Raw genomic sequence first — 20,117 nt, 5'->3', positions numbered from 1 at the left:
CCATGATTCGGCTCACCGCTGAACTCACCCCGGCCGGCACCAGTTATCTGGCGACCGGCCAAGGCCAACCCGTGGTGTTGATCCACGGCGTGGGTCTGAATAAAGAAATGTGGGGCGGCCAGATCGTTGGCCTGGCCACGCAATACCGGGTGATCGCCTACGACATGCTCGGCCATGGTGCCAGCCCGCGACCGGCCAGCGGCACTGCCCTGCTCGGCTATGCCGATCAGTTGCTGGAGTTGCTTGACCACCTGCAATTGCCCGAGGCGTCGGTGATCGGCTTTTCCATGGGCGGTCTGGTGGCGCGGGCGTTTGCCCTGCATTACCCCGAACGCCTGAAAAGCCTGGTGGTGCTCAATAGCGTATTCAACCGCAGCGAAGAGCAACGCGCCGGCGTCATCGCCCGTACCGCGCAAGCCGCCAAGCACGGGCCGGACGCGAATGCCGAAGCGGCGCTGTCGCGCTGGTTCAGCCGCGAATATCAGGCGGCCAACCCGGCGCAGATCGCCGCGATTCGCCAGACCCTTGCCGGCAATGATCCGCAAGGCTATCTGACGACCTACGAACTGTTCGCCACCCAGGACATGTACCGCGCCGACGACCTGGGCAGCATTCAGGCGCCGACGCTGATCGCCACCGGCGAACTGGATCCCGGATCGACCCCGGAAATGGCCGAGCAACTGGCCGCGCGCATTCCCGGCGCGAAGGTTGCCGTGCTGCCGGAGCAACGGCATATGATGCCGGTAGAGTCGCCACGGCTGGTGAACCAGACGCTGCTGGAATTTCTCGACACCGCACACGCCCGACAAAACCATATAAAGGGGATCGTTGCATGACGCTCGCACGCTTCCAGATGTGCATCGGCGGAGAATGGGTCGACGCCCTCTCCGGCAAGACTTTCGAAAGCCTCAACCCGGCGCTCGCCGAGCCCTGGGCCGAACTGCCCGACGCCGATGAGGCCGATGTCGAACGCGCCGTGCAAGCAGCACAGACCGCCTTCGACAGCCCGGCATGGCGTGATTTGACCGCCACCGCGCGCGGCAAACTGTTGCGCCGTCTCGGTGATCTGATCGCCGAGAACAAGGAACAACTGGCGCAGCTGGAAAGCCGCGACAACGGCAAGCTGATCCGCGAAACCCGGGGGCAGGTCGGTTATCTGCCGGAGTTCTTCCACTACACCGCCGGCCTTGCGGACAAGCTCGAGGGCGGCACCCTGCCGCTGGATAAGCCCGATCTGTTCGCCTACACCGTGCACGAAGCCATGGGCGTGGTTGCCGCGATCATTCCGTGGAACAGCCCGCTTTATCTGACCGCGATCAAACTGGCGCCAGCGCTGGCAGCGGGTAACACGATTGTGATCAAACCGTCCGAACATGCCTCGGCGACCATTCTGGAGCTGGCGCGCCTGGCCCTCGAAGCCGGTATTCCGCCGGGTGTGGTCAACGTCATCACCGGCTACGGCCCGAGCACCGGCGCCGCCCTCACCCGTCATCCGTTGATCCGCAAAATCGCCTTCACCGGCGGCGCGGCCACGGCCCGGCATGTGGTGCGCAGCAGCGCCGAGAACTTCGCCAAGCTGTCGCTGGAGCTGGGCGGCAAGTCGCCGAATATCATCTTCGCCGACGCCGATCTCGACAGCGCGATCAACGGCGCCATCGCCGGGATCTACGCGGCGTCCGGGCAGAGCTGCGTCTCCGGTTCGCGACTGCTGGTGCAGGATGAAATCTACGACGAATTCGTCAGCCGGCTGGCGGAGCGCGCCCAGCGCATCCGCATCGGCAACCCGCAGGACGACAGCAGCGAAATGGGCCCGATGGCCACCGCGCAGCAACTGGCCGTGGTGGAAGGTCTGGTGGCCGACGCCATCGCTGAAGGCGCGCGTCTGCGTCTGGGCGGCAAGCGTCCGAGTGGCGTGGGCGATGGCTGGTTCTACGAGCCGACGCTGTTCGAGTGCGACCGCAACTCGATGAAGATCATGCAGGAAGAAGTCTTCGGCCCGGTGGCCTCGGTGATCCGCTTCAAGGACGAAGCCGAAGCGCTGGCGATTGCCAACGACTCGCAGTTCGGCCTCGCCGCCGGCATCTGGACTCGCGATCTGGGCCGCGCCCACCGTCTGGCCCGGGACGTGCGCTCGGGGATCATCTGGGTCAATACCTACCGCGCGGTGTCGGCAATGGCGCCGATCGGCGGCTTCAAGAACAGTGGCTATGGACGCGAAAGCGGCATCGATTCGGTGCTGGCCTACACCGAACTGAAAACGGTGTGGATCAACCTCTCCCAGGCGCCGATGCCTGATCCGTTTGTGATGCGTTAGGAGTCCTGCGACATGATCGAACCCGGCATTTACAAAGACGTCATGAGCTCGTTTCCGTCCGGGGTCACGGTGGTCACCACCCTCGACCCGGACGGCGGCATCGTCGGCATCACCGCCAGCGCCTTCAGTGCGCTGTCGATTGATCCGGCGCTGGTGCTGTTCTGCCCCAACTACGCCTCCGACACCTACCCGGTGCTGCGCGACAGCAAGCGTTTCGCGATCCATTTGCTGTCCGCTGACCAGACGGCCGAGGCCTACGCTTTCGCCGGCAAAGGCAAGGACAAGGCCAACGGCATCGAGTGGCATTTGAGCGAGCTGGGTAACCCGATCCTCGCCAAGGCCACGGCGATCATTGAGTGCGAACTGTGGCGCGAATACGATGGTGGCGACCACGCGATCATCGTCGGCGCGGTGAAGAACCTGATCCTGCCGGAGCAACCGGTGACGCCGATGATTTATCACAAGGGCAAGCTCGGCGCGTTGCCGACCTTGGCTTGAGAAAATAACGCGAAACCCTGTGGGAGCGAGCTTGCTCGCGAAGGCGTAGTGTCAGTCGAAATCAATGTTGCAGGTGCTGACGCTATCGCGAGCAAGCTCGCTCCCACAGGGAATGGTGGTGTGAGAGGTAATGATGAACAACGAGAAGTATGAAAAGGGTCTGAAGATCCGCACACAGGTGCTGGGCGAAGCCTATGTGCAGCGCTCGATCGAGAACGCCGACGACTTCACCCGTCCGTTGCAGGAAATGGTCACCGAATACTGCTGGGGCCACGTCTGGGGACGCGACGGCCTGTCGCTCAAGGACCGCAGCATGATCAACTTGGCGATGATCTCGGCGCTCAACCGCCCGCACGAACTGAAACTGCATGTGCGCGGCGCCTTGCGTAACGGCCTGAGTCGTGAGCAAATACGCGAAATTCTGCTTCAGGTCGGTATTTATTGCGGCGTCCCGGCAGCCGTGGACAGTTTCCGGCTCGCCCGTGAAGCCTTCGCCGAAGCCGACGCCGAGGCCTCCAGTTAACCCCTCGGCTGTTTGAATGCCCGTCTGGCATGGACAGCCAACTTAAAGAGCGGACCCCATGAAACGCCTGCCACTCGACGACAGCTTCAAGGTCAATCGCAACCCCGTCACCCTGCGCGAAATCGTGCTGGATAAACTGCGAAGCGCCATCATGAACTTCCAGCTGCTGCCGGGCGATCGCCTGGTGGAGCGCGATCTGTGCGATCGCCTGGGCGTGAGCCGTACGTCGGTGCGTGAAGCCTTGCGTCACCTGGAATCCGAAGGCCTGGTGGAATTCGCCGACGCCAAGGGCCCGCGCGTGGCGATCATCACCCTCGCCGATGCCGTCGACATTTATGAACTGCGTTGCGTGCTTGAAGGCCTGATCGTCCAGCTGTTCACCCTGCGTGCCAAGGCCAAGGACATCAAGGCCCTGGAAAAAGCCCTCGACGAGAACCGCAAGGCGCTCAAGGACGGCGAACTGCAACAGGTGATCGACTCGGTGCAGGGTTTCTACGACGTGCTGCTGGAAGGTTCGGGCAACCATGTGGCGGCCACCCAGTTGCGCCAGTTGCAGGCGCGCATCAGTTACCTGCGGGCGACGTCGGTATCCCAGGAAAACCGTCGCGGCGCCAGTAATCACGAAATGGAAAAAATGGTCGAGGCGATCAAGAGCGGTGACGCACTCGCAGCGCATCAGGCCTGCGTCGATCACGTTCGTGCGGCGGCGGCAGTGGCCCTCGATTACCTGAAGCGCAAACAGGAAGAAACCGGCGCCACACCGGCGATCACCCTGCCCATCGCGCTGAAAGAACCGCGCATAGGTCACTGACATGTTCAGCCCGAGCTTTTGCCCGAAATGCGGTGGCACTGACCTCGGTCAGCAAGTACCGCCGGGCGATACGCACGAGCGCCTGATGTGCCGCGGCTGCGGCTACATCCACTATGTGAACCCGAAAATCATCGCCGGCTGCATCATCGAGCAGGACGGCAAATACCTCCTGTGCCAACGGGCGATTCCCCCGCGCCCCGGCACCTGGACCCTGCCCGCCGGTTTCATGGAAAGCGGCGAAACCACCGAACAGGCCGCCCTGCGCGAGGTCTGGGAAGAAAGCGGCGTACGTGCGGAAATCGTCTCGCCGTATTCGATCTTCAGCGTGCCGAAGATCAGCGAGGTCTACATCATCTTCCGCGCCCTCGCGCTGGAAATCACCGGCCAGTACGGCCCGGAAACCCTCGCCTGCAAATTCTTCGCCCCCGAAGACATTCCGTGGGACCAGATCTACTACCCGGCGATCCGGCAGATCCTCGAACGCTACATTGAGGAACGCCAGGCCGGGGTGTATGGCATGTACATGGGCAATGACGACAGCGGCAAGATTCATTTCATGCGTTGACAGTCACCTTCCTCCTTTTTCTGCTCGTTCCCACGTCGAGGCGTCGAACCGTCCGCGTGGGAATGCCTGTTCGGACGCTCCGCGTTCGGCGGTTCAGGGACGCGGAGCGTCCAGGGCTGCATTCCCACGCAGAGCGTGGGAACGATCAATACCGTGGAGTTCAGAGGTGGCCGATGCCTTCAACGATGACAATCTCCGCCCTAGCCCATTCCTCCCTGTAACTTTTCGCTTCCTGATACGCCGCCGAGCGATAACACGCCACGGCCTGTTCGTAGCTGTCGAATTCGATCACCACGCTGCGCTGCGGTGTCGTCCGCCCTTCCATCGCTTCGCTGCGCCCGCCTCTGGCTAAGAACTTCGCGCCGAACTCCGCAAACGCCTTCGGCGCGCGCTGGGTGTATTGGCTGTAGTGATCGGGATCGGTGATGTCCACGTGAGCAATCCAGTACGCCTTCATAGTGACCTCTTGGTTGATTTTGTATTATGGTATACCACGAATTTCATCCACATCGAGAGTTCAGCATGGCCTTCAACAGCATCGAAGAAATCATCGAAGATTATCGCCTCGGCAAAATGGTGCTGCTGGTCGATGACGAAGACCGGGAAAACGAAGGCGACCTGCTGCTGGCTGCTGATCGTTGCACGCCCGAGGCGATCAGTTTCATGGCCCGCGAAGCTCGAGGGCTGATTTGCCTGACCCTGACCGACGATCATTGTCAGCGCCTGGGACTTGAGCAAATGGTGCCGAGCAATGGCAGCGTGTTCAGTACCGCATTCACGGTTTCCATCGAAGCGGCGGTCGGCGTGACTACCGGGATTTCCGCAGCCGACCGCGCTTGCACGGTGGCTGCTGCGGTGGCGCCGAACGCTCGCGCTGAAGACCTGGTGCAGCCCGGTCATATCTTCCCGCTGCGGGCCAAGGAAGGTGGCGTGCTGACCCGTGCCGGCCACACCGAAGCCGGTTGCGATCTGGCGCGGCTGGCGGGTTTTACGCCGGCCTCGGTGATCGTCGAAGTGATGAACGACGACGGCACCATGGCCCGCCGTCCGGATCTGGAAGTCTTCGCGCGCAAGCACGGGATCAAGATCGGCACCATCGCCGACCTGATCCACTATCGCCTGAGCACCGAACACACCATCGAGCGCATCGGCGAGCGGGAACTGCCGACGGTGCATGGCACGTTCCGTTTGATCACTTTCGAAGATCGTATCGAGGGCGGCGTGCACATGGCGATGGTCATGGGTGAGCTGCGCCGCGAAGAGCCGACGCTGGTGCGGGTGCATGTCATTGATCCGCTGCGGGATCTGGTCGGCGCCGAGTACAGCGGGCCGACGAACTGGACATTGTGGGCGGCGCTGCAACGGGTCGCGGCCGAAGGGCATGGCGTGGTGGTGGTGCTGGCCAATCATGAGTCTTCGCAGGCTTTGCTGGAGCGCATTCCGCAACTGACTCAACCGCCACGGCAGTTCAGTCGTTCGCAATCGCGAATCTATTCCGAGGTGGGCACCGGGGCGCAGATTCTGCAGAACCTGGGCGTCGGCAAGCTGCGCCATCTGGGCCCGCCGCTCAAATATGCCGGTTTGACCGGCTACGATCTGGAAGTGGTCGAGAGCATTCCGTTCACCGAATAATCCCGTTTGCCAGATAGCCGGTAAGGCAAAGTGCTTGCACAAAGTTTGGAATACCATAATATGATATTCCATAGACCGGACGACCTGAAAAACCGTCCAGCTACTGCTCCCGACAGGCGGGCAACAACGCAAGCCCGCTCAAAAACACAACAATGAGGGCGTAAAAATGGTGTTGAACAAAGCTGCAACCGCGATCTTTCTTGCGGGACTGCTGAGCGTGACCGGCCAGGCCGCGATGGCCACCGAGAGTGTGAACTTTGTCAGCTGGGGCGGTAGCACCCAGGATGCGCAGAAACAGGCCTGGGCCGATCCGTTCAGCAAGGCCAGCGGCATCACCGTCGTGCAGGACGGCCCGACCGACTACGGCAAACTCAAGGCCATGGTCGAAAGCGGCAACGTGCAATGGGATGTGGTCGACGTCGAAGCCGATTTTGCCCTGCGTGCTGCGTCCGAAGGCCTGCTCGAGCCCCTCGATTTCAAACAGATCCAGCGCGACAAGATCGACCCGCGTTTCGTCAGCGACTACGGCGTCGGCTCGTTCTTCTTCTCCTTCGTCCTCGGCTATAACGAGGGCAAACTCGGCGCCAACAAGCCACAGGACTGGAGCGCGCTGTTCGACACCAAGACTTTCCCCGGCAAACGCGCCCTGTACAAATGGCCGAGCCCAGGCGTGCTTGAACTGGCTCTGCTCGCCGACGGCGTGCCGGCCGACAAGCTCTACCCGCTGGACCTGGATCGCGCCTTCAAGAAACTCGACACCATCAAGAAAGACATCGTCTGGTGGGGCGGCGGCGCGCAGTCGCAGCAACTGCTGGCTTCCGGTGAAGCGAGCATGGGCCAGTTCTGGAACGGCCGGATTCACGCTCTGCAAGAAGACGGCGCTCCGGTCGGCGTGAGCTGGAAACAGAACCTGGTCATGGCCGACATTCTGGTCGTGCCAAAGGGTTCGAAAAACAAAGACGCGGCGATGAAGTTCCTGGCCAGCGCCAGCAGTGCCAAAGGCCAGGCGGACTTCTCCAACCTGACCGCCTACGCCCCGGTCAACGTCGACAGTGTGCAGCGTCTGGACTCGACGCTGGCCCCGAACCTGCCGACTGCCTACGCTAAGGATCAGATCACTCTTGATTTCGCGTACTGGGCCAAGAACGGTCCGGCCATCGCGACACGGTGGAACGAATGGCTGGTCAAATGAAAATGGCGGCCACCGCGTCCCGTCCCTCCACTGCCACCGGGAGCGCCACGAGCGCTGCCGGCCAGACTGAAGGCAAAAAGGCGAGTGCCATGGCGCAAGCCCTGTCCCTCAAGCAACGCTGGCGCGGCGCCGGTAACCTCGCGCCGGCGCTGTTGTTCCTCGGTCTGTTCTTTCTCGCCCCGCTGATTGGCTTGTTGCTGCGCGGCGTGCTGGAACCGGTGCCGGGCCTTGGCAACTATGAGCAACTGTTTGCCAACTCGGCTTACGCACGAGTGCTGTTCAACACCTTTTCGGTGGCCGGACTGGTGACGGTGTTCAGCCTGCTACTTGGATTCCCGCTGGCCTGGGCAATCACTCTGGTGCCGCGCGGCTGGGGCCGCTGGATTCTCAACATCGTGCTGCTGTCGATGTGGACCAGCCTCCTCGCCCGCACTTATTCGTGGCTTGTGTTGCTGCAGGCTTCTGGCGTGATCAACAAGGCGCTGATGGCGCTGGGCATCATCGATCAGCCGCTGGAAATGGTGCACAACCTGACCGGCGTGGTGATCGGCATGAGCTACATCATGATCCCGTTCATCGTGCTGCCGTTGCAGGCGACCATGCAGGCCATCGACCCGATGATCCTGCAGGCCGGCTCGATCTGCGGCGCCAGTCCATGGACCAACTTCTTCCGGGTGTTCCTGCCGCTGTGCCGGCCGGGCCTGGCGTCCGGCGGGTTGATGGTGTTCGTGATGTCGCTCGGTTACTACGTCACCCCGGCGTTGCTGGGCGGGGCGCAGAACATGATGTTGCCGGAGTTCATCATTCAGCAGGTGCAGTCGTTCCTCAACTGGGGCCTGGCCAGCGCCGGCGCCGCGTTGCTGATCGTCATCACGCTGGTGCTGTTTTACGTCTACCTGAAGCTGCAGCCGGAATCCCCGGTTGGCGCCAGTCACGCGAGGTAAACCGACATGCTCCTGACGCCCAATGCCATGAGTCGCCGGATGCGCTTCGGCCTGTATTTCACCACCGGGCTGATCGGCCTGTTCCTGCTGTTGCCGATAGTGTTCATCGTCCTGCTGTCGTTCGGTTCGTCGCAGTGGCTGGTGTTCCCGCCGCCGGGCTGGACGCTGAAATGGTACGTGCAGTTCTTCTCCAATGCCGACTGGATGAGCGCAGCGCTGGCCAGCCTCAAGGTCGCCGTGCTGACCACGATCTGCGCCGTCGCCCTCGGTTTGCCGACTGCCTTTGCGCTGGTCCGTGGACGCTTCCCCGGCCGGGAAATGCTCTACGGCCTGTTCACCCTGCCGATGATCGTGCCGCTGGTGATCATCGCCGTGGCGGTGTACGCGCTGTTCCTCAAGCTCGGCTACACCGGGACGATGTTCGCCTTCGTCGTCAGCCATGTGATCGTCGCGCTGCCGTTCACCATCATCTCGATCATCAACTCGCTGAAGCTGTTCGATCAGTCGATTGAAGACGCGGCGGTAATCTGCGGCGCGTCACGCCTGCAAGCGGTGTTCAAGGTGACTTTCCCGGCGATTCGTCCGGGCATGGTCGCCGGCGCCCTCTTTGCCTTCCTGGTTTCGTGGGACGAGGTGGTGCTCAGCGTGATGATGGCCAGCCCGACCCTGCAAACCCTTCCCGTGAAAATGTGGACCACCCTGCGCCAGGACCTGACGCCCGTGATCGCCGTCGCCTCGACGCTGCTGATCGGCCTGTCGGTATTGGTCATGGTGATCGCCGCCGCTTTGCGCCGGCGCAACGAAATCAGCGCCTGAGCGCCAGGAGTACGACATGAGTGCCGTGATCAAAGACGCATCCCAGCAGAACGACAAACCCCTGGTCAGCCTGCGCAACCTGAACAAGCACTACGGCGATTTTGCGGCCGTGGACAACATCTCGCTGGACATCAGGGACGGCGAGTTCCTGACCTTCCTCGGCTCCAGCGGCTCGGGCAAAAGCACCACGCTGTCGATGCTCGCCGGCTTCGAAACCCCGAGCAGCGGCGAGATCCTGGTCAACGGCCAGTCGCTGGTGAACGTGCCGCCGCACAAGCGCGACATCGGCATGGTGTTCCAGCGCTATTCGCTGTTCCCGCATCTGTCGGTACGCGACAACATCGCGTTTCCTCTCACGATCCGCAAACTCGCGGCTGCCGAGCGTGACAAGCGCGTCGATGCGATGTTGAAACTGGTACAACTGGAACAATTCGCCCGTCGCCGCCCTTCGCAACTGTCCGGCGGCCAGCAGCAGCGGGTCGCCATTGCACGGGCGCTGGTTTACGAGCCACGTATTCTGTTGATGGACGAACCGCTCGGTGCGCTGGACAAGAAGCTGCGTGAGGACTTGCAGGATGAACTGCGTCAGTTGCACCGTCGCCTCGGCATCACCATCGTTTACGTGACCCACGACCAGGAAGAAGCCATGCGCCTGTCCCAGCGCATCGCAATTTTCAGTCACGGCAAGATTGTCGGGCTCGGCAGCGGTTATGACCTTTATCAGAACCCGCCGAATGCGTTTGTGGCGTCGTTTCTGGGCAACTCGAACTTTCTCAAGCTCAAGGCGCAGGGTAATGCGGCGGCGAGTTTCGAGGGGCAGTCGCTTTCGATTCGCCTGACGGCCGGATTGCAGACCGGGCAGGATGTTTTGCTGATGGTGCGCCCGGAAAAGGCGTTGGCGTTGAGTGTGCAGCAAGCGAATGACGAGCCGCTGGCGGCGGGTTGGAATGAGGTTTCGGCGAAGGTGGTCGAGCTGTTGTTTCTGGGTGAAAGTCAGACTTGCAGCGTGGTCACATCGGGTGGCACGTCCATGACGGTCAAGGCGCTATCGGCAGCCGGGATGCCGTTGAAGGCTGGCGATCCGGTGCGGGTTCGCTGGGCGACGGCGGATGCATGTGTCTACACCGACTGGGCCGAAAGCGACCTCAACAAGGCCGCCGGATCCCACTAAGGTCTTCAGAAAACAACGCAATCCTGTGGGAGCGGCGGTGCGACGATTCGACTTGCCCGCGAATAGGCCGGCACATTCAACATCAATACTGAATATGCTGACGCCTTCGCGAGCAAGCTCGCTCCCACAAGCCTTGCACCAGTCAGTTAATTGGCGGATACCCTTCGATCTGATCGGGCCAGGCTGTCAACACCTCAAACCCGTCTTCCGTCACCGCCACCATGTGCTCCCACTGCGCCGACAACGACTGATCCTTCGTCACCACTGTCCAGCCATCCGCCAGGCTCTTCACATGCCGCTTGCCGGCATTGAGCATCGGCTCGATGGTGAAAATCATCCCCGCCTTCAATTTCAGCCCCTGCTCCGGGTAACCGTAATGCAGCACCTGCGGTTCATCGTGATAAACCTTGCCGATCCCGTGCCCGCAATATTCGCGCACCACGCTGAACCCTTCTTTCTCCGCCAGCGTCTGGATCGCATGACCGATGTCACCCAACGTGGCGCCCGGCCGCACGACGCGGATGCCCGCGCACATGGCGTCGTAAGTGGTCTTGATCAGATGCCGCGCCTCGGGCGTCGGCTCACCGACCACGTACATGCGGCTGGTGTCGCCAAACCAACCGTCCTTGATCACCGCGATGTCGAGGTTGACGATGTCGCCGTCCTTCAACACGCGCTTCGACGGAATGCCGTGGCAGACCACTTCGTTGACTGACGCGCAGACGGTTTTCGGAAAGCCGTGATAACCGACGTTGGCCGGAATCGCCTTCTGCACATTGACGATGTAGTCGTTGCACAACTGGTCGAGCTGATCGGTGGTGACGCCAGCCTTGACGTGCGGCACCAGCATCGCCAGTACTTCAGCAGCCAACTGCGCAGCCACCCGGGATTGGGCGATTTCGGCCTGGGTGTTGATCTTGATCGGGTTTCTCATACCTTGGCCGCCTCTTTGACCGAGGCGTTCTGCGCGGCATCGGCCAATGCACAGACTTGCTGCAGATCCAGACCGCCCGACTGTTCGGCGCGAATCAGCAACCGGCAAATGGCATGGTGATCCAGGTCGGGATACAGCTCGGCGAGCATGCCGATGCGCATCCAGTGTTCAGCCTGCGCGTTGATCGAACGGCTGAGTGCGTTGCTGGAGATGCGCAGATTCTCGTGCATGTCCTCTGAAATCTTTACGATGCCCATGGCAATATCCGATACGAATTGTATATGGATCGTATATTAATCGTGTATCGACCGGGATTGCAAATGTTGGTGTCCGGTCGCGCGCGGTGGTCACCGGCCTGTTGCGCTTGTCTCTGCGTTTGTTGAACGCTGAAGACGCCCTTTCAATACTCGATGACGCCTGCGTATAAACCCTGCAAGTCACTTCCTTCCCCTCGCTGATTTCGTTCTATCGTTAGATCGAAATGGCAGCATTTACGGCCGTTTAAAGGTTGCGACAGCTCAAGTCTGGGCCTATGTTGCACGCGAGCTTTTTCCCCGCGAATGGAACGCGATCAACACCACAAAGAGGTGAAGAGATGTCAAAGGATTCACGCCCTGCCGTACTTGGGCTGATCGGCAATACGCCGCTGGTAAAAGTCACCCGCTTCGATACCGGTCCCTGCACCCTGTTTCTCAAACTCGAATCACAGAACCCCGGCGGCTCGATCAAGGACCGCATCGGCCTGGCCATGATCGACGCCGCTGAACGCGACGGTCGCCTGCAACCCGGCGGCACGATTGTCGAGGCCACCGCCGGTAACACCGGTCTGGGCCTGGCCCTGGTCGGACGCGCCAAAGGCTACCGCGTCGTGCTGGTGGTGCCGGACAAAATGTCCACCGAAAAAGTCCTGCACCTCAAGGCCATGGGCGCCGAAGTGCACATCACCCGCTCCGATGTCGGCAAAGGCCATCCCGAGTATTACCAGGATGTCGCCGCGCGTCTGGCCAAAGACATTCCCGGCGCCTTCTTCGCCGACCAGTTCAACAACCCCGCCAACCCGCTGGCCCACGAGTGCAGCACCGGGCCGGAAATCTGGGCCCAGACCGAGCATGACCTGGACGCCGTCGTGGTCGGTGTCGGTTCGGCCGGCACGCTGACCGGCCTGACCCGTTTCTTCAAACGCGTACAACCTGATCTGGAAATGGTCCTGGCCGACCCGGTCGGTTCGGTGATGGCCGAATACAGCCGCAGCAAGCACTTGGGCACCGCCGGATCCTGGGCGGTGGAAGGCATCGGCGAGGACTTCATTCCGTCGATCACCGATCTGTCGAGCGTGCGCAGCGCCTACTCGATCAGCGACGAAGAAAGCTTCGATCACGCGCGCCAGCTGTTGAAAGCCGAAGGCATTCTCGGCGGCTCGTCCACCGGCACCCTGCTCGCCGCCGCGCTGCGCTACTGCCGCGAACAGACCGAGCCGAAACGCGTGGTCAGCTTCGTTTGCGACACCGGCACCCGCTACCTGTCGAAGGTCTACAACGATCAGTGGATGACCGATCAGGGCCTGTTGCAGCGCAAACGCTACGGCGACCTGCGCGACCTGATTGCCCGTCGCTTCGAAGACGGCAAGGTCGTCAGCGTCGGACCGGACGATACGCTGATGACCGCGTTCCAGCGCATGCGCCTGGCAGACGTTTCGCAACTGCCGGTGTTGGTAGATGGCAAGCAACTGGTCGGCGTGATCGATGAATCGGACATTCTGGTGCGCGTGCACGAAGACGCCTCGCTCTTCAGCAAACCCGTTTCCAGCGCGATGACGGACAAGTTGCAAACCCTCGCCCCCGGCGCCACGCTGGCTGAACTGGAAACCGTGCTCAGCAGTGGTCTGGTGGCCATCATCGCCGACGCTTCAGGCTTCCACGGCCTGATTACCCGCGTCGACATGCTCAATCAATTACGGAGATCCCTGGCATGAGCCAGCACGACAAGAACGCCCGTCAACAAGGCTTCGCCACCCGCGTGATCCACGCTGGGCAAACGCCGGACCCGACCACTGGCGCGCTGATGCCGCCGATCTACGCCAACTCCACCTACCTGCAAGACAGCCCCGGCGTGCACAAGGGTTTCGACTACGGCCGCTCGCACAACCCGACGCGTTTTGCTCTGGAGCGTTGCGTGGCGGACCTGGAGGGTGGCACCCAGGCGTTTGCCTTCGCTTCCGGGCTGGCGACGATTTCCACCGTGCTCGAACTGATCGACGCCGGCTCGCACATCGTCTCCGGCAATGACCTGTATGGCGGCACGTTCCGCCTGTTCGACAAGGTGCGCCAGCGCAGTGCGGGGCATCGTTTCAGCTACGTCGATCTGGCCGATCTGTCGGCGTTCGAAGCCTCGCTGCAGGACGACACGCGCATGGTCATGGTCGAGACCCCGACCAACCCGCTGCTGAGCCTGTCCGACCTCGCCGCCATCGCGCGCATCTGCAAGGCGCGCGGGATCATCTGCGTGGCCGACAACACCTTCGCCAGTCCATGGATCCAGCGTCCGCTGGAACTGGGTTTCGACATCGTGCTGCACTCGACCACCAAATACCTGAACGGTCACTCCGATGTGATCGGCGGAATCGCGGTGGTCGGTGACAATCCTGCGCTGGCCGAACGCCTGGGCTTCCTGCAGAACGCCGTTGGCGCCATCTCCGGCCCGTTCGACGCGTTCCTGACTCTGCGCGGCGTGAAGACCCTGGCACTGCGTATGGAGCGTCATTGCAGCAACGCTCTCGAACTGGCGCGCTGGCTGGAGCAACAGCCGCAGGTCAAACGCGTCTACTACCCGGGCCTGGAATCTCACCCGCAGCATGAACTGGCCAAGCGTCAGATGCGTGGTTTCGGCGGAATGATTTCCCTGGATCTGAACAGTGATCTGGCGGGCGCCCGGCGCTTCCTGGAGAACGTGCAGATCTTTGCGTTGGCCGAAAGCCTTGGCGGCGTGGAAAGCCTGATTGAGCACCCGGCGATCATGACTCACGCGACCATTCCGGCCGAAACCCGTGCCAAGCTTGGCATCGGTGACAGCCTGGTGCGTCTGTCGGTGGGCGTCGAGGATATCGAGGACCTGCGTGCGGATCTGGCGCAGGCGCTGACCAGCATCTAAAGCCCGAAAACGTCAAAGCCCGCACGAGGCGGGCTTTGGTGTTCGAGTAGGCGGCCAGTGCTGGTCTCTGGCTTACGAGGTTTCTCAGGACTCCCACAGTACAGGCAATGTGCTCTGCTGCTTCACACGGCATAAGGGCTGGAACCCAGCGCGGGGTTCTTTCTAACCGTGTACCCTTCGGAACGCGCCCAACGCTTCCTCGCTATCCGCTTGCGCATCAGTCTGCGTCTTCGCCTACATGCTTGAGCCTAGCAAACACGCTGCATTGCGCTACGCGGTTTTTAGACTGATTGTTTTCTAGCGCTGCCCTGCAAGGAAGTTAACCGACTATCGCTTTCACGGCCCGTAAGCCTGCCTCCCGCCAAGGGCGAACTATACTTTTCAGCTGGCTGTCCAGATTTCCTGTAAACCGTCGACACCCGTGCACCCTCCGGTGCCCTGTGCCACTCACCAATCTGGTTGACCCCGGGCCGACGAGCCTTCCGTCAATGATCAAAGATCGAATGACGGATAAAGCTCGGTTGCTGTGTGGCTGATGGGGCGTGGAGAAAATCATGAAGCACACGCTTTGGCCGGGCCTCGTCCTGGCAGTTGCGGCAACGGTGGCAATGCCCAATGGCTGGGCTGCGAAGGCGCAGGCATTGGCGTCGGACGGGGCGGATCATGTGGGTGCGGGAGCGGTGGCTTCCGATGGATCGGATCATGTTGGCGCTGGCGCCGTTGCTTCTGACGGCGCGGATCATGTCGGCGCGGGCGCCGTTGCTTCTGACGGCGCGGATCACGTCGGCGCAGGTGCCGTTGCCTCTGACGGAGCGGATCATGTTGGCGCAGGTGCCGTTGCTTCTGACGGCGCGGATCATGTCGGCGCGGGTGCCGTTGCTTCTGATGGCGCGGATCATGTCGGTGCAGGTGCCGTTGCTTCTGATGGCGCGGATCATGTCGGTGCAGGTGCCGTTGCCTCTGACGGCGCGGACCATGTCGGCGCAGGTGCCGTTGCCTCTGACGGCGCGGACCACGTCGGCGCAGGTGCCGTTGCTTCTGACGGCGCGGATCATGTCGGTGCAGGTGCCGTTGCTTCTGACGGCGCGGATCACGTTGGCGCAGGCGCCGTTGCCTCTGACGGCGCGGATCATGTCGGTGCAGGCGCGCTCGCCGCCGATGGCGCAGACAAGGTCGGTGCCAGCCGACTCGCCTACTCCCGCGCAGGCGTCGGTTCGGACCAGGTGGCTTCCGCCCTCATGAGCGGCAGCTATTCCGACCAGTTCAACAGCCCTCAATAACCGCTATCGGCGCAACCAGCCTGCCGCTGGTTGCGCCGCACTAGCACATTTGTGCTAATCGACCACCCCGTTCCCTGGCGTTATATTCCCTCGCAACCCCCGACACTCCCCAACATTGCCGCTGCGCAGTGCGCGGGATCGTTGTGCCTGGAAAAACAACAACACCAAGGAAGAAACACCATGAAACTACACGCCAGCCTCGCCAGGATCACAGTCCTCGGTGCCCTGCTTCTCGGCGCCAGCGGTTGCCAGACCGCCAAACCCACTGAAGACAGCATGCGCGAACGCGCCCAGACCGTCATCGGCCAACCGGTCACCAGGATCGGCAACATCCGCAACGACAGCACGCTGACCTACTACACCGCCTACACCGCCGCCGGCGAATACAACTGCGAGTTGCCCAGTGGCGCGATCATCGCGGTGGCCAGCATGGGCATCATGACACCTCCGCTGTCCTGCCTGCCCAAAGGTGCGTCGCCGATTCCGTACCAGTAATCCGGCGCAGAAAAACCGTCTTAGTGCCTCCTCTCACCCGGTAAAGGATTCCGCTCGATCATGAAAACACTCATCGCCAGCCTCACCCTCGCGGCCTTAGCGCTCACCGGCTGCGCCACCCCCAAACAATGGGAAGCCACCGGCGGCAGCAAGACCGACGGCGTTGTCCAGGTTTCCTATGAACTGGGCCAGTTCGAAAGCGGGCAAACCTCCGCCGCTCAAGGGTTGGCCGCAGCTGAAGGCCGTTGCAAGGTCTGGGGCTACAAGAGCGCCGAAGTATCAGGCTCGGAGAAAAACATCTGCCGCACCATGGGCCAGTACAACTGCCTGCAAACCACCATCACGCAGGACTATCTGTGTAAGCGCTGACAGCTTCGGTCTGCCGGTCGCGCAGCGCACGCAAGGTCGCGCGCAGCTCGGCCGGGCGTACCGGCTTGGACAGAATGGCGATCTGCCGATCATGCAGGGCCGCCTGGATTTTTTCGATGTCATGCCCGGTGATGATCATGGCCGGTACCGCATGACCCCGCTGACGACGAACCTCATCAATGCACTCGATGCCGGTGCTGTGGGAGCCGAGGTCATAGTCGGCAACGATGATGTCGCAGTCCGTGACCAGCCCATGCCCGCTCAGCTCGGCCTGCACGACGCAGCCCCAACGCTCGAGCAACGCTGAAGTCGCCAGCAGAACGTTGCGATCATCCTCCACCAGACACACCTTCAACCCCGTCAGCAACCCGATTTGCCGAGGCTCCTCTCGATTGACCGGCATCTGCGGCGGCGCCAGCGGCAGCCCATGCAAGGTCACCGCCGTGCCATGCCCCAGCCGTGAGCGGATCGCGACATCGACACCGATCAACTGCCCCAGACGCCGGACAATCGACAGCCCCAGGCCCACGCCTTCAACGTCTTTGTCACGCAGCTGGCGAACCCGATAAAACTCTTCGAACACCTTGGGCAAATGCTCTTCGGCGATCCCGTTGCCGCGGTCATAGATCGAGATGGCCAGTCCCGCGCCGCGCTTGCGCACACCGATCAGCACCGGCCGGTGTGCACCGTATTTGAAGCAGTTGGAGAGCACATTCTGGACCATGGTCGCGAGCAACGCCGGATCGGTACGCACCCAATGTTCACAGCGCCGCAAGCGTAACTCCACACCCGCCCAACGTGCGGCTTCGGCGTTCTGGCGGATCAGATCCGCCAGCCACTCGCCCAGTTCAAGCGTCTGCAGGCGGGGCAGAATCCGCCCGTTATCGAGGGTATAGAGATCGAGAATCGAGCGAAACAGCTGCGACACGTTGAGCAGCGAACGGTCGATGCTGTCCACCAGCCGCCGCTCCTCTTCGCCCAGCCGCGACTCACGCAGACACGCGGTAAACAACCCAATGGAGTGGATCGGCTGACGCAGGTCATGACTGGCCTGGGCCAGGAAACGCGATTTTTCCAGATTGGCAGCCACCGCCTCTTCAGATGCCTTGCGCGTGCGCTCCAGCAGCAGGTGCGCATACACCGGAATCACCGTGCTGGTGATCATCAGCATCAACACCATGAACGGTTGCGCTTGCCAGTACGGCGTCAATCGATAGACCGCCAACAGCGCCACCAACGCCAGCACCGTGGCGATCGCCAGGTAGCGCGAGCCGTAACGCATGCCGTTGCCGAGATTGACCCAGACCATGACGGCGTAGATGGGCAGCGCCGCCTCGCCGCCGACCACCAGCCCGAAACTGGTGCCGGTGTAATCGTGGAGCATGCCGAAAATACGCCGCGCCGGATAATGCCCCGGCCAGCGCACGATGGCCTGGCGCAGCACAACGGATGCCAGCAAAAACAGGGCAATGTAGGTGACCACCGGCAGGTAAGTATCGAAGCGCTGGCCCGGCAGGAAACCGAGCACGGCCATGTAAACCAGCGCGATGCTGGCGATGATGATGCGCAGATTGGCCTGGTCGAGCTCGGTGTTCTTTTCGAACTTCATGGCGGAACGTCCTTGTGCGGCAGTCGTCATAAACAACACGAATCAACAGGCAATACCTTCGCCCGGTGCTAAGGTGCATGCCGTGAGAAATGCTGACCCAGGGAGGGTTTTGCCATGGCGTGCCGAATCATCATAGCCGACGATCACCCGTTGTTTCGCGAAGCGCTGCTGCGCACTGTCCAGCGTTTGCTGCCCGACGCCCTGATCGAAGAAGCCGGCGACCTCGACACCGTGCTCGCCCTGCTGCCGGCCGGCGATGAGCCCGACACCTTGATCCTCGACCTGCGTTTTCCCGGACTGACCTGTGTCAGCCAGCTCGCGGAACTGCGTCGGCGCCTGCCGAGAACCACGCTGATCGTGGTGTCGATGGTCGATGACGAAGTGCTGATCGGCGAAGTCATGGCCGCCGGTATCGATGGTTTTATCGGCAAGAACATCGCCCCGGACGAGATCGGTCAGGCAATCCGGGCGATTCGTGAAGGTGAGGTTCTGGTGAAATTCGCCCCGTCCGGCCTGCTGCCGCTGGACACCGGCACCGCCCTCACCCCGCGTCAGCAAGAGGTATTAAGGCTGATCGCTCAGGGCAAGACCAACAAGGAAATCGCCCGTGAACTGGATATTTCGCCGTTCACGGTGCGGATTCATGTGTCGTCGTTGTTGCGGGTGCTCAACGTGCCGTCGCGGGCAGCGGCGGCAGTCAAGTATTCCGGAACGGGTTAGCGTCAGAAGCCTGGATCAAGGATCGACCTGGGCCATCAGTTCAGGCACCGATTCCTGGCGTTTCGCATAGCGCTGCGCCAGCACCGCACAAACCATCAATTGAATCTGATGGAACAGCATCAGCGGCAGAATCAGCACACCGATCGCACTCCCGGCAAACAACACCTGCGCCATCGGCACACCGGTGGCCAGGCTTTTCTTCGAGCCGCAGAACAGGATGGTGATGCGGTCTTCCAGGTTGAAGCCGAACAGCTTGCCGAGCACCGTCGATGCCAGCAGCACCAGCCCCAGCAGGATGCAGCAGGCCACCACGAGGCCGAGCAGGTCGATGACCGGGATCTGATGCCAGATGCCTTCGTTGACGGCTTCACTGAACGCGCCATAGACCACCAGCAGAATCGAGCCTTGATCGACGAATTTCAGCCAGTTCTTGTTGCGACCGACCCAGGCGCCGATCCAGCGCCGAGCGATCTGACCGGCGATGAACGGCAGCAGCAATTGCACGCTGATTTTCACGATCGCGTCGAGGGTCGAGCCGCCGTCGCCGTGGACGTTGAGCAGCAGCGTCACCAGCAGCGGCGTGAGGAAAATCCCGAACAGACTGGACGCCGCCGCACTGCAGATCGCCGCCGGAATATTACCCCGCGCCAGCGAAGTGAAGGCAATCGCCGACTGCACCGTGGCCGGCAGCGCACACAGGTAAAGCATGCCCATGTACAGCTGATCACCGATCAGCGGTGACAACAGCGGCTTGAGCGCCAGACCCAGTAGCGGGAACAGGACAAAAGTCAGACCGAACACCAGCAAATGCAGGCGCCAGTGGCCGGCGCCGGCGATGATCGATTCCCGCGACAGCTTGGCGCCGTGCAGGAAAAACAGCAGCGCAATCGCAATGTTGGTCAGCCAGCCGAAACCGGTCGCGACCTGGCCGCTGGCGGGCAGGAAGCTGGCCAGCAGCACCACGCCGATCAGGGTCAGGGTGAAGTTGTCGGGCAAAAAGCGTGGGCGCGTCATGGTTTGTTCATCCGGGGGTTGCCAGTACGTGGAAGCGACTCTAACGTGACTGGAAATTACCGACTAACGCCGAAGAACCCACA

General features: G+C 61.8%; 22 protein-coding genes. 17 read left to right on the top strand and 5 right to left on the bottom strand.

Going from position 1 to position 20,117, the window contains the following annotated elements; translation table 11 throughout:
* The first annotated feature begins 2 nt into the window (after positions 1-2).
* The 6 genes from CAF79_RS14400 to CAF79_RS14375 all read left to right on the top strand — a co-directional run bounded on the left by CAF79_RS14400 (position 3) and on the right by CAF79_RS14375 (position 4,711).
* Positions 3-836, top strand: a complete 834-nt coding sequence (locus CAF79_RS14400; RefSeq protein ID WP_085698311.1) for an alpha/beta fold hydrolase — start codon at positions 3-5, stop codon at positions 834-836.
* A complete protein-coding gene (locus CAF79_RS14395; RefSeq protein ID WP_085698310.1) occupies positions 833-2,314 on the top strand; it encodes an aldehyde dehydrogenase in 1,482 nt (493 codons plus the stop codon). The genes CAF79_RS14400 and CAF79_RS14395 overlap by 4 nt, the downstream gene beginning before the upstream one ends.
* 12 nt (positions 2,315-2,326) lie before the next feature.
* Entirely contained in the window at positions 2,327-2,812 is a 486-nt protein-coding gene (locus CAF79_RS14390) for a flavin reductase family protein (protein WP_064380424.1), read from the top strand.
* Positions 2,813-2,945: 133 nt separating this feature from the next.
* Positions 2,946-3,335 (top strand): carboxymuconolactone decarboxylase family protein, encoded by a 390-nt coding sequence (locus tag CAF79_RS14385; protein WP_085698352.1) that lies wholly within the window; start codon positions 2,946-2,948, stop codon positions 3,333-3,335.
* Positions 3,336-3,393: 58 nt separating this feature from the next.
* A complete protein-coding gene (locus tag CAF79_RS14380; RefSeq protein WP_085690311.1) occupies positions 3,394-4,146 on the top strand; it encodes a GntR family transcriptional regulator in 753 nt (250 codons plus the stop codon).
* A 1-nt stretch (position 4,147) separates the two neighbouring features.
* Positions 4,148-4,711: an NUDIX hydrolase gene (locus CAF79_RS14375; RefSeq protein ID WP_085698309.1), complete on the top strand. Its 564-nt coding sequence runs from the start codon at positions 4,148-4,150 to the stop codon at positions 4,709-4,711.
* A gap of 160 nt (positions 4,712-4,871) precedes the next feature.
* Here the strand turns inward: CAF79_RS14375 and CAF79_RS14370 are convergent, their stop codons facing one another.
* Positions 4,872-5,168, bottom strand: a complete 297-nt coding sequence (locus tag CAF79_RS14370; protein WP_085698308.1) for a DUF1330 domain-containing protein — start codon at positions 5,166-5,168, stop codon at positions 4,872-4,874.
* A gap of 65 nt (positions 5,169-5,233) precedes the next feature.
* On the opposite strand from CAF79_RS14370, the gene ribBA reads away from it, so the two are divergent.
* From ribBA to CAF79_RS14345, 5 genes are all read left to right on the top strand, one after another.
* Entirely contained in the window at positions 5,234-6,343 is a 1,110-nt protein-coding gene (gene ribBA / locus CAF79_RS14365) for a bifunctional 3,4-dihydroxy-2-butanone-4-phosphate synthase/GTP cyclohydrolase II (RefSeq protein ID WP_064380429.1), read from the top strand.
* Positions 6,344-6,509: 166 nt separating this feature from the next.
* Positions 6,510-7,535, top strand: coding sequence for an ABC transporter substrate-binding protein (locus CAF79_RS14360; RefSeq protein ID WP_085698307.1), 1,026 nt, complete (start codon positions 6,510-6,512; stop codon positions 7,533-7,535).
* On the top strand, positions 7,532-8,479 hold the full coding sequence (locus CAF79_RS14355) for an ABC transporter permease (protein ID WP_085698306.1): 948 nt from the start codon (positions 7,532-7,534) through the stop codon (positions 8,477-8,479). Before CAF79_RS14360 ends, CAF79_RS14355 begins: the two co-directional genes overlap by 4 nt.
* A gap of 6 nt (positions 8,480-8,485) precedes the next feature.
* Positions 8,486-9,295, top strand: coding sequence for an ABC transporter permease (locus CAF79_RS14350; RefSeq protein ID WP_007957396.1), 810 nt, complete (start codon positions 8,486-8,488; stop codon positions 9,293-9,295).
* Positions 9,296-9,311: 16 nt separating this feature from the next.
* The gene (locus CAF79_RS14345) at positions 9,312-10,466 is read left to right on the top strand and encodes an ABC transporter ATP-binding protein (RefSeq protein WP_085698305.1); all 1,155 of its coding nucleotides are present in this window, start codon (positions 9,312-9,314) and stop codon (positions 10,464-10,466) included.
* 142 nt (positions 10,467-10,608) lie between these two features.
* Here the strand turns inward: CAF79_RS14345 and map are convergent, their stop codons facing one another.
* Together map and CAF79_RS14335 are read right to left on the bottom strand one after the other, a co-directional pair.
* On the bottom strand, positions 10,609-11,400 hold the full coding sequence (gene map, locus CAF79_RS14340; protein ID WP_085698304.1) for a type I methionyl aminopeptidase: 792 nt from the start codon (positions 11,398-11,400) through the stop codon (positions 10,609-10,611).
* Positions 11,397-11,657 carry a ParD-like family protein gene (locus CAF79_RS14335; RefSeq protein ID WP_085698303.1) on the bottom strand — a complete coding sequence of 87 codons (261 nt, stop codon included), beginning with the start codon at positions 11,655-11,657 and terminating at the stop codon, positions 11,397-11,399. Before CAF79_RS14335 ends, map begins: the two co-directional genes overlap by 4 nt.
* Positions 11,658-11,995: 338 nt before the next feature.
* Between CAF79_RS14335 and CAF79_RS14330 the strand changes: the two genes are divergently transcribed.
* The 5 genes from CAF79_RS14330 (at position 11,996) to yecR (ending at position 16,691) form a co-directional block, all read left to right on the top strand.
* Positions 11,996-13,372 carry a cystathionine beta-synthase gene (locus tag CAF79_RS14330; RefSeq protein WP_085698302.1) on the top strand — a complete coding sequence of 459 codons (1,377 nt, stop codon included), beginning with the start codon at positions 11,996-11,998 and terminating at the stop codon, positions 13,370-13,372.
* A complete protein-coding gene (locus CAF79_RS14325) occupies positions 13,369-14,547 on the top strand; it encodes a cystathionine gamma-synthase (RefSeq protein ID WP_085698301.1) in 1,179 nt (392 codons plus the stop codon). Before CAF79_RS14330 ends, CAF79_RS14325 begins: the two co-directional genes overlap by 4 nt.
* 690 nt (positions 14,548-15,237) lie before the next feature.
* Complete coding sequence (locus CAF79_RS29155; RefSeq protein WP_170929733.1) at positions 15,238-15,789, top strand: hypothetical protein; 552 nt, start codon at positions 15,238-15,240, stop codon at positions 15,787-15,789.
* Between the two features lie 218 nt (positions 15,790-16,007).
* A complete protein-coding gene (locus tag CAF79_RS14315; protein WP_085698300.1) occupies positions 16,008-16,322 on the top strand; it encodes a hypothetical protein in 315 nt (104 codons plus the stop codon).
* A gap of 60 nt (positions 16,323-16,382) precedes the next feature.
* Positions 16,383-16,691, top strand: a complete 309-nt coding sequence (gene yecR / locus CAF79_RS14310) for a YecR family lipoprotein (RefSeq protein ID WP_085698299.1) — start codon at positions 16,383-16,385, stop codon at positions 16,689-16,691.
* Here yecR and CAF79_RS14305 read toward each other — a convergent pair.
* Positions 16,663-18,300: a hybrid sensor histidine kinase/response regulator gene (locus tag CAF79_RS14305; protein ID WP_085698298.1), complete on the bottom strand. Its 1,638-nt coding sequence runs from the start codon at positions 18,298-18,300 to the stop codon at positions 16,663-16,665. The genes yecR and CAF79_RS14305 overlap by 29 nt on opposite strands.
* Before the next feature lie 114 nt (positions 18,301-18,414).
* On the opposite strand from CAF79_RS14305, the gene CAF79_RS14300 reads away from it, so the two are divergent.
* On the top strand, positions 18,415-19,020 hold the full coding sequence (locus CAF79_RS14300) for a response regulator transcription factor (protein WP_085698297.1): 606 nt from the start codon (positions 18,415-18,417) through the stop codon (positions 19,018-19,020).
* A 15-nt stretch (positions 19,021-19,035) separates the two neighbouring features.
* Here the strand turns inward: CAF79_RS14300 and CAF79_RS14295 are convergent, their stop codons facing one another.
* On the bottom strand, positions 19,036-20,034 hold the full coding sequence (locus CAF79_RS14295; RefSeq protein ID WP_085698296.1) for a bile acid:sodium symporter family protein: 999 nt from the start codon (positions 20,032-20,034) through the stop codon (positions 19,036-19,038).
* Positions 20,035-20,117 lie beyond the last annotated feature (83 nt).

The sequence above is a fragment of the Pseudomonas sp. B26(2017) genome (assembly GCF_002113045.1).
Lineage (GTDB): Bacteria > Pseudomonadota > Gammaproteobacteria > Pseudomonadales > Pseudomonadaceae > Aquipseudomonas.
Note: the sequence above shows the minus strand (reverse complement) of the source record. Positions and strands in the feature narration are given on the sequence as shown.

Coding starts and splice junctions, on each gene's coding strand:
- CAF79_RS14345 (WP_085698305.1), top strand. CDS start 9,312: ATGAGTGCCGTGATCAAAGACGCATCCCAGCAGAACGACAAACCCCTG.
- CAF79_RS14330 (WP_085698302.1), top strand. CDS start 11,996: ATGTCAAAGGATTCACGCCCTGCCGTACTTGGGCTGATCGGCAATACG.
- CAF79_RS14400 (WP_085698311.1), top strand. CDS start 3: ATGATTCGGCTCACCGCTGAACTCACCCCGGCCGGCACCAGTTATCTG.
- CAF79_RS14395 (WP_085698310.1), top strand. CDS start 833: ATGACGCTCGCACGCTTCCAGATGTGCATCGGCGGAGAATGGGTCGAC.
- yecR (WP_085698299.1), top strand. CDS start 16,383: ATGAAAACACTCATCGCCAGCCTCACCCTCGCGGCCTTAGCGCTCACC.
- CAF79_RS14325 (WP_085698301.1), top strand. CDS start 13,369: ATGAGCCAGCACGACAAGAACGCCCGTCAACAAGGCTTCGCCACCCGC.
- map (WP_085698304.1), bottom strand. CDS start 11,400: ATGAGAAACCCGATCAAGATCAACACCCAGGCCGAAATCGCCCAATCC.
- CAF79_RS14370 (WP_085698308.1), bottom strand. CDS start 5,168: ATGAAGGCGTACTGGATTGCTCACGTGGACATCACCGATCCCGATCAC.
- CAF79_RS14385 (WP_085698352.1), top strand. CDS start 2,946: ATGAACAACGAGAAGTATGAAAAGGGTCTGAAGATCCGCACACAGGTG.
- CAF79_RS29155 (WP_170929733.1), top strand. CDS start 15,238: ATGGATCGGATCATGTTGGCGCTGGCGCCGTTGCTTCTGACGGCGCGG.
- CAF79_RS14295 (WP_085698296.1), bottom strand. CDS start 20,034: ATGACGCGCCCACGCTTTTTGCCCGACAACTTCACCCTGACCCTGATC.
- CAF79_RS14360 (WP_085698307.1), top strand. CDS start 6,510: ATGGTGTTGAACAAAGCTGCAACCGCGATCTTTCTTGCGGGACTGCTG.
- CAF79_RS14375 (WP_085698309.1), top strand. CDS start 4,148: ATGTTCAGCCCGAGCTTTTGCCCGAAATGCGGTGGCACTGACCTCGGT.
- CAF79_RS14355 (WP_085698306.1), top strand. CDS start 7,532: ATGAAAATGGCGGCCACCGCGTCCCGTCCCTCCACTGCCACCGGGAGC.
- CAF79_RS14380 (WP_085690311.1), top strand. CDS start 3,394: ATGAAACGCCTGCCACTCGACGACAGCTTCAAGGTCAATCGCAACCCC.
- CAF79_RS14305 (WP_085698298.1), bottom strand. CDS start 18,300: ATGAAGTTCGAAAAGAACACCGAGCTCGACCAGGCCAATCTGCGCATC.
- CAF79_RS14390 (WP_064380424.1), top strand. CDS start 2,327: ATGATCGAACCCGGCATTTACAAAGACGTCATGAGCTCGTTTCCGTCC.
- CAF79_RS14300 (WP_085698297.1), top strand. CDS start 18,415: ATGGCGTGCCGAATCATCATAGCCGACGATCACCCGTTGTTTCGCGAA.
- CAF79_RS14315 (WP_085698300.1), top strand. CDS start 16,008: ATGAAACTACACGCCAGCCTCGCCAGGATCACAGTCCTCGGTGCCCTG.
- CAF79_RS14350 (WP_007957396.1), top strand. CDS start 8,486: ATGCTCCTGACGCCCAATGCCATGAGTCGCCGGATGCGCTTCGGCCTG.
- CAF79_RS14335 (WP_085698303.1), bottom strand. CDS start 11,657: ATGGGCATCGTAAAGATTTCAGAGGACATGCACGAGAATCTGCGCATC.
- ribBA (WP_064380429.1), top strand. CDS start 5,234: ATGGCCTTCAACAGCATCGAAGAAATCATCGAAGATTATCGCCTCGGC.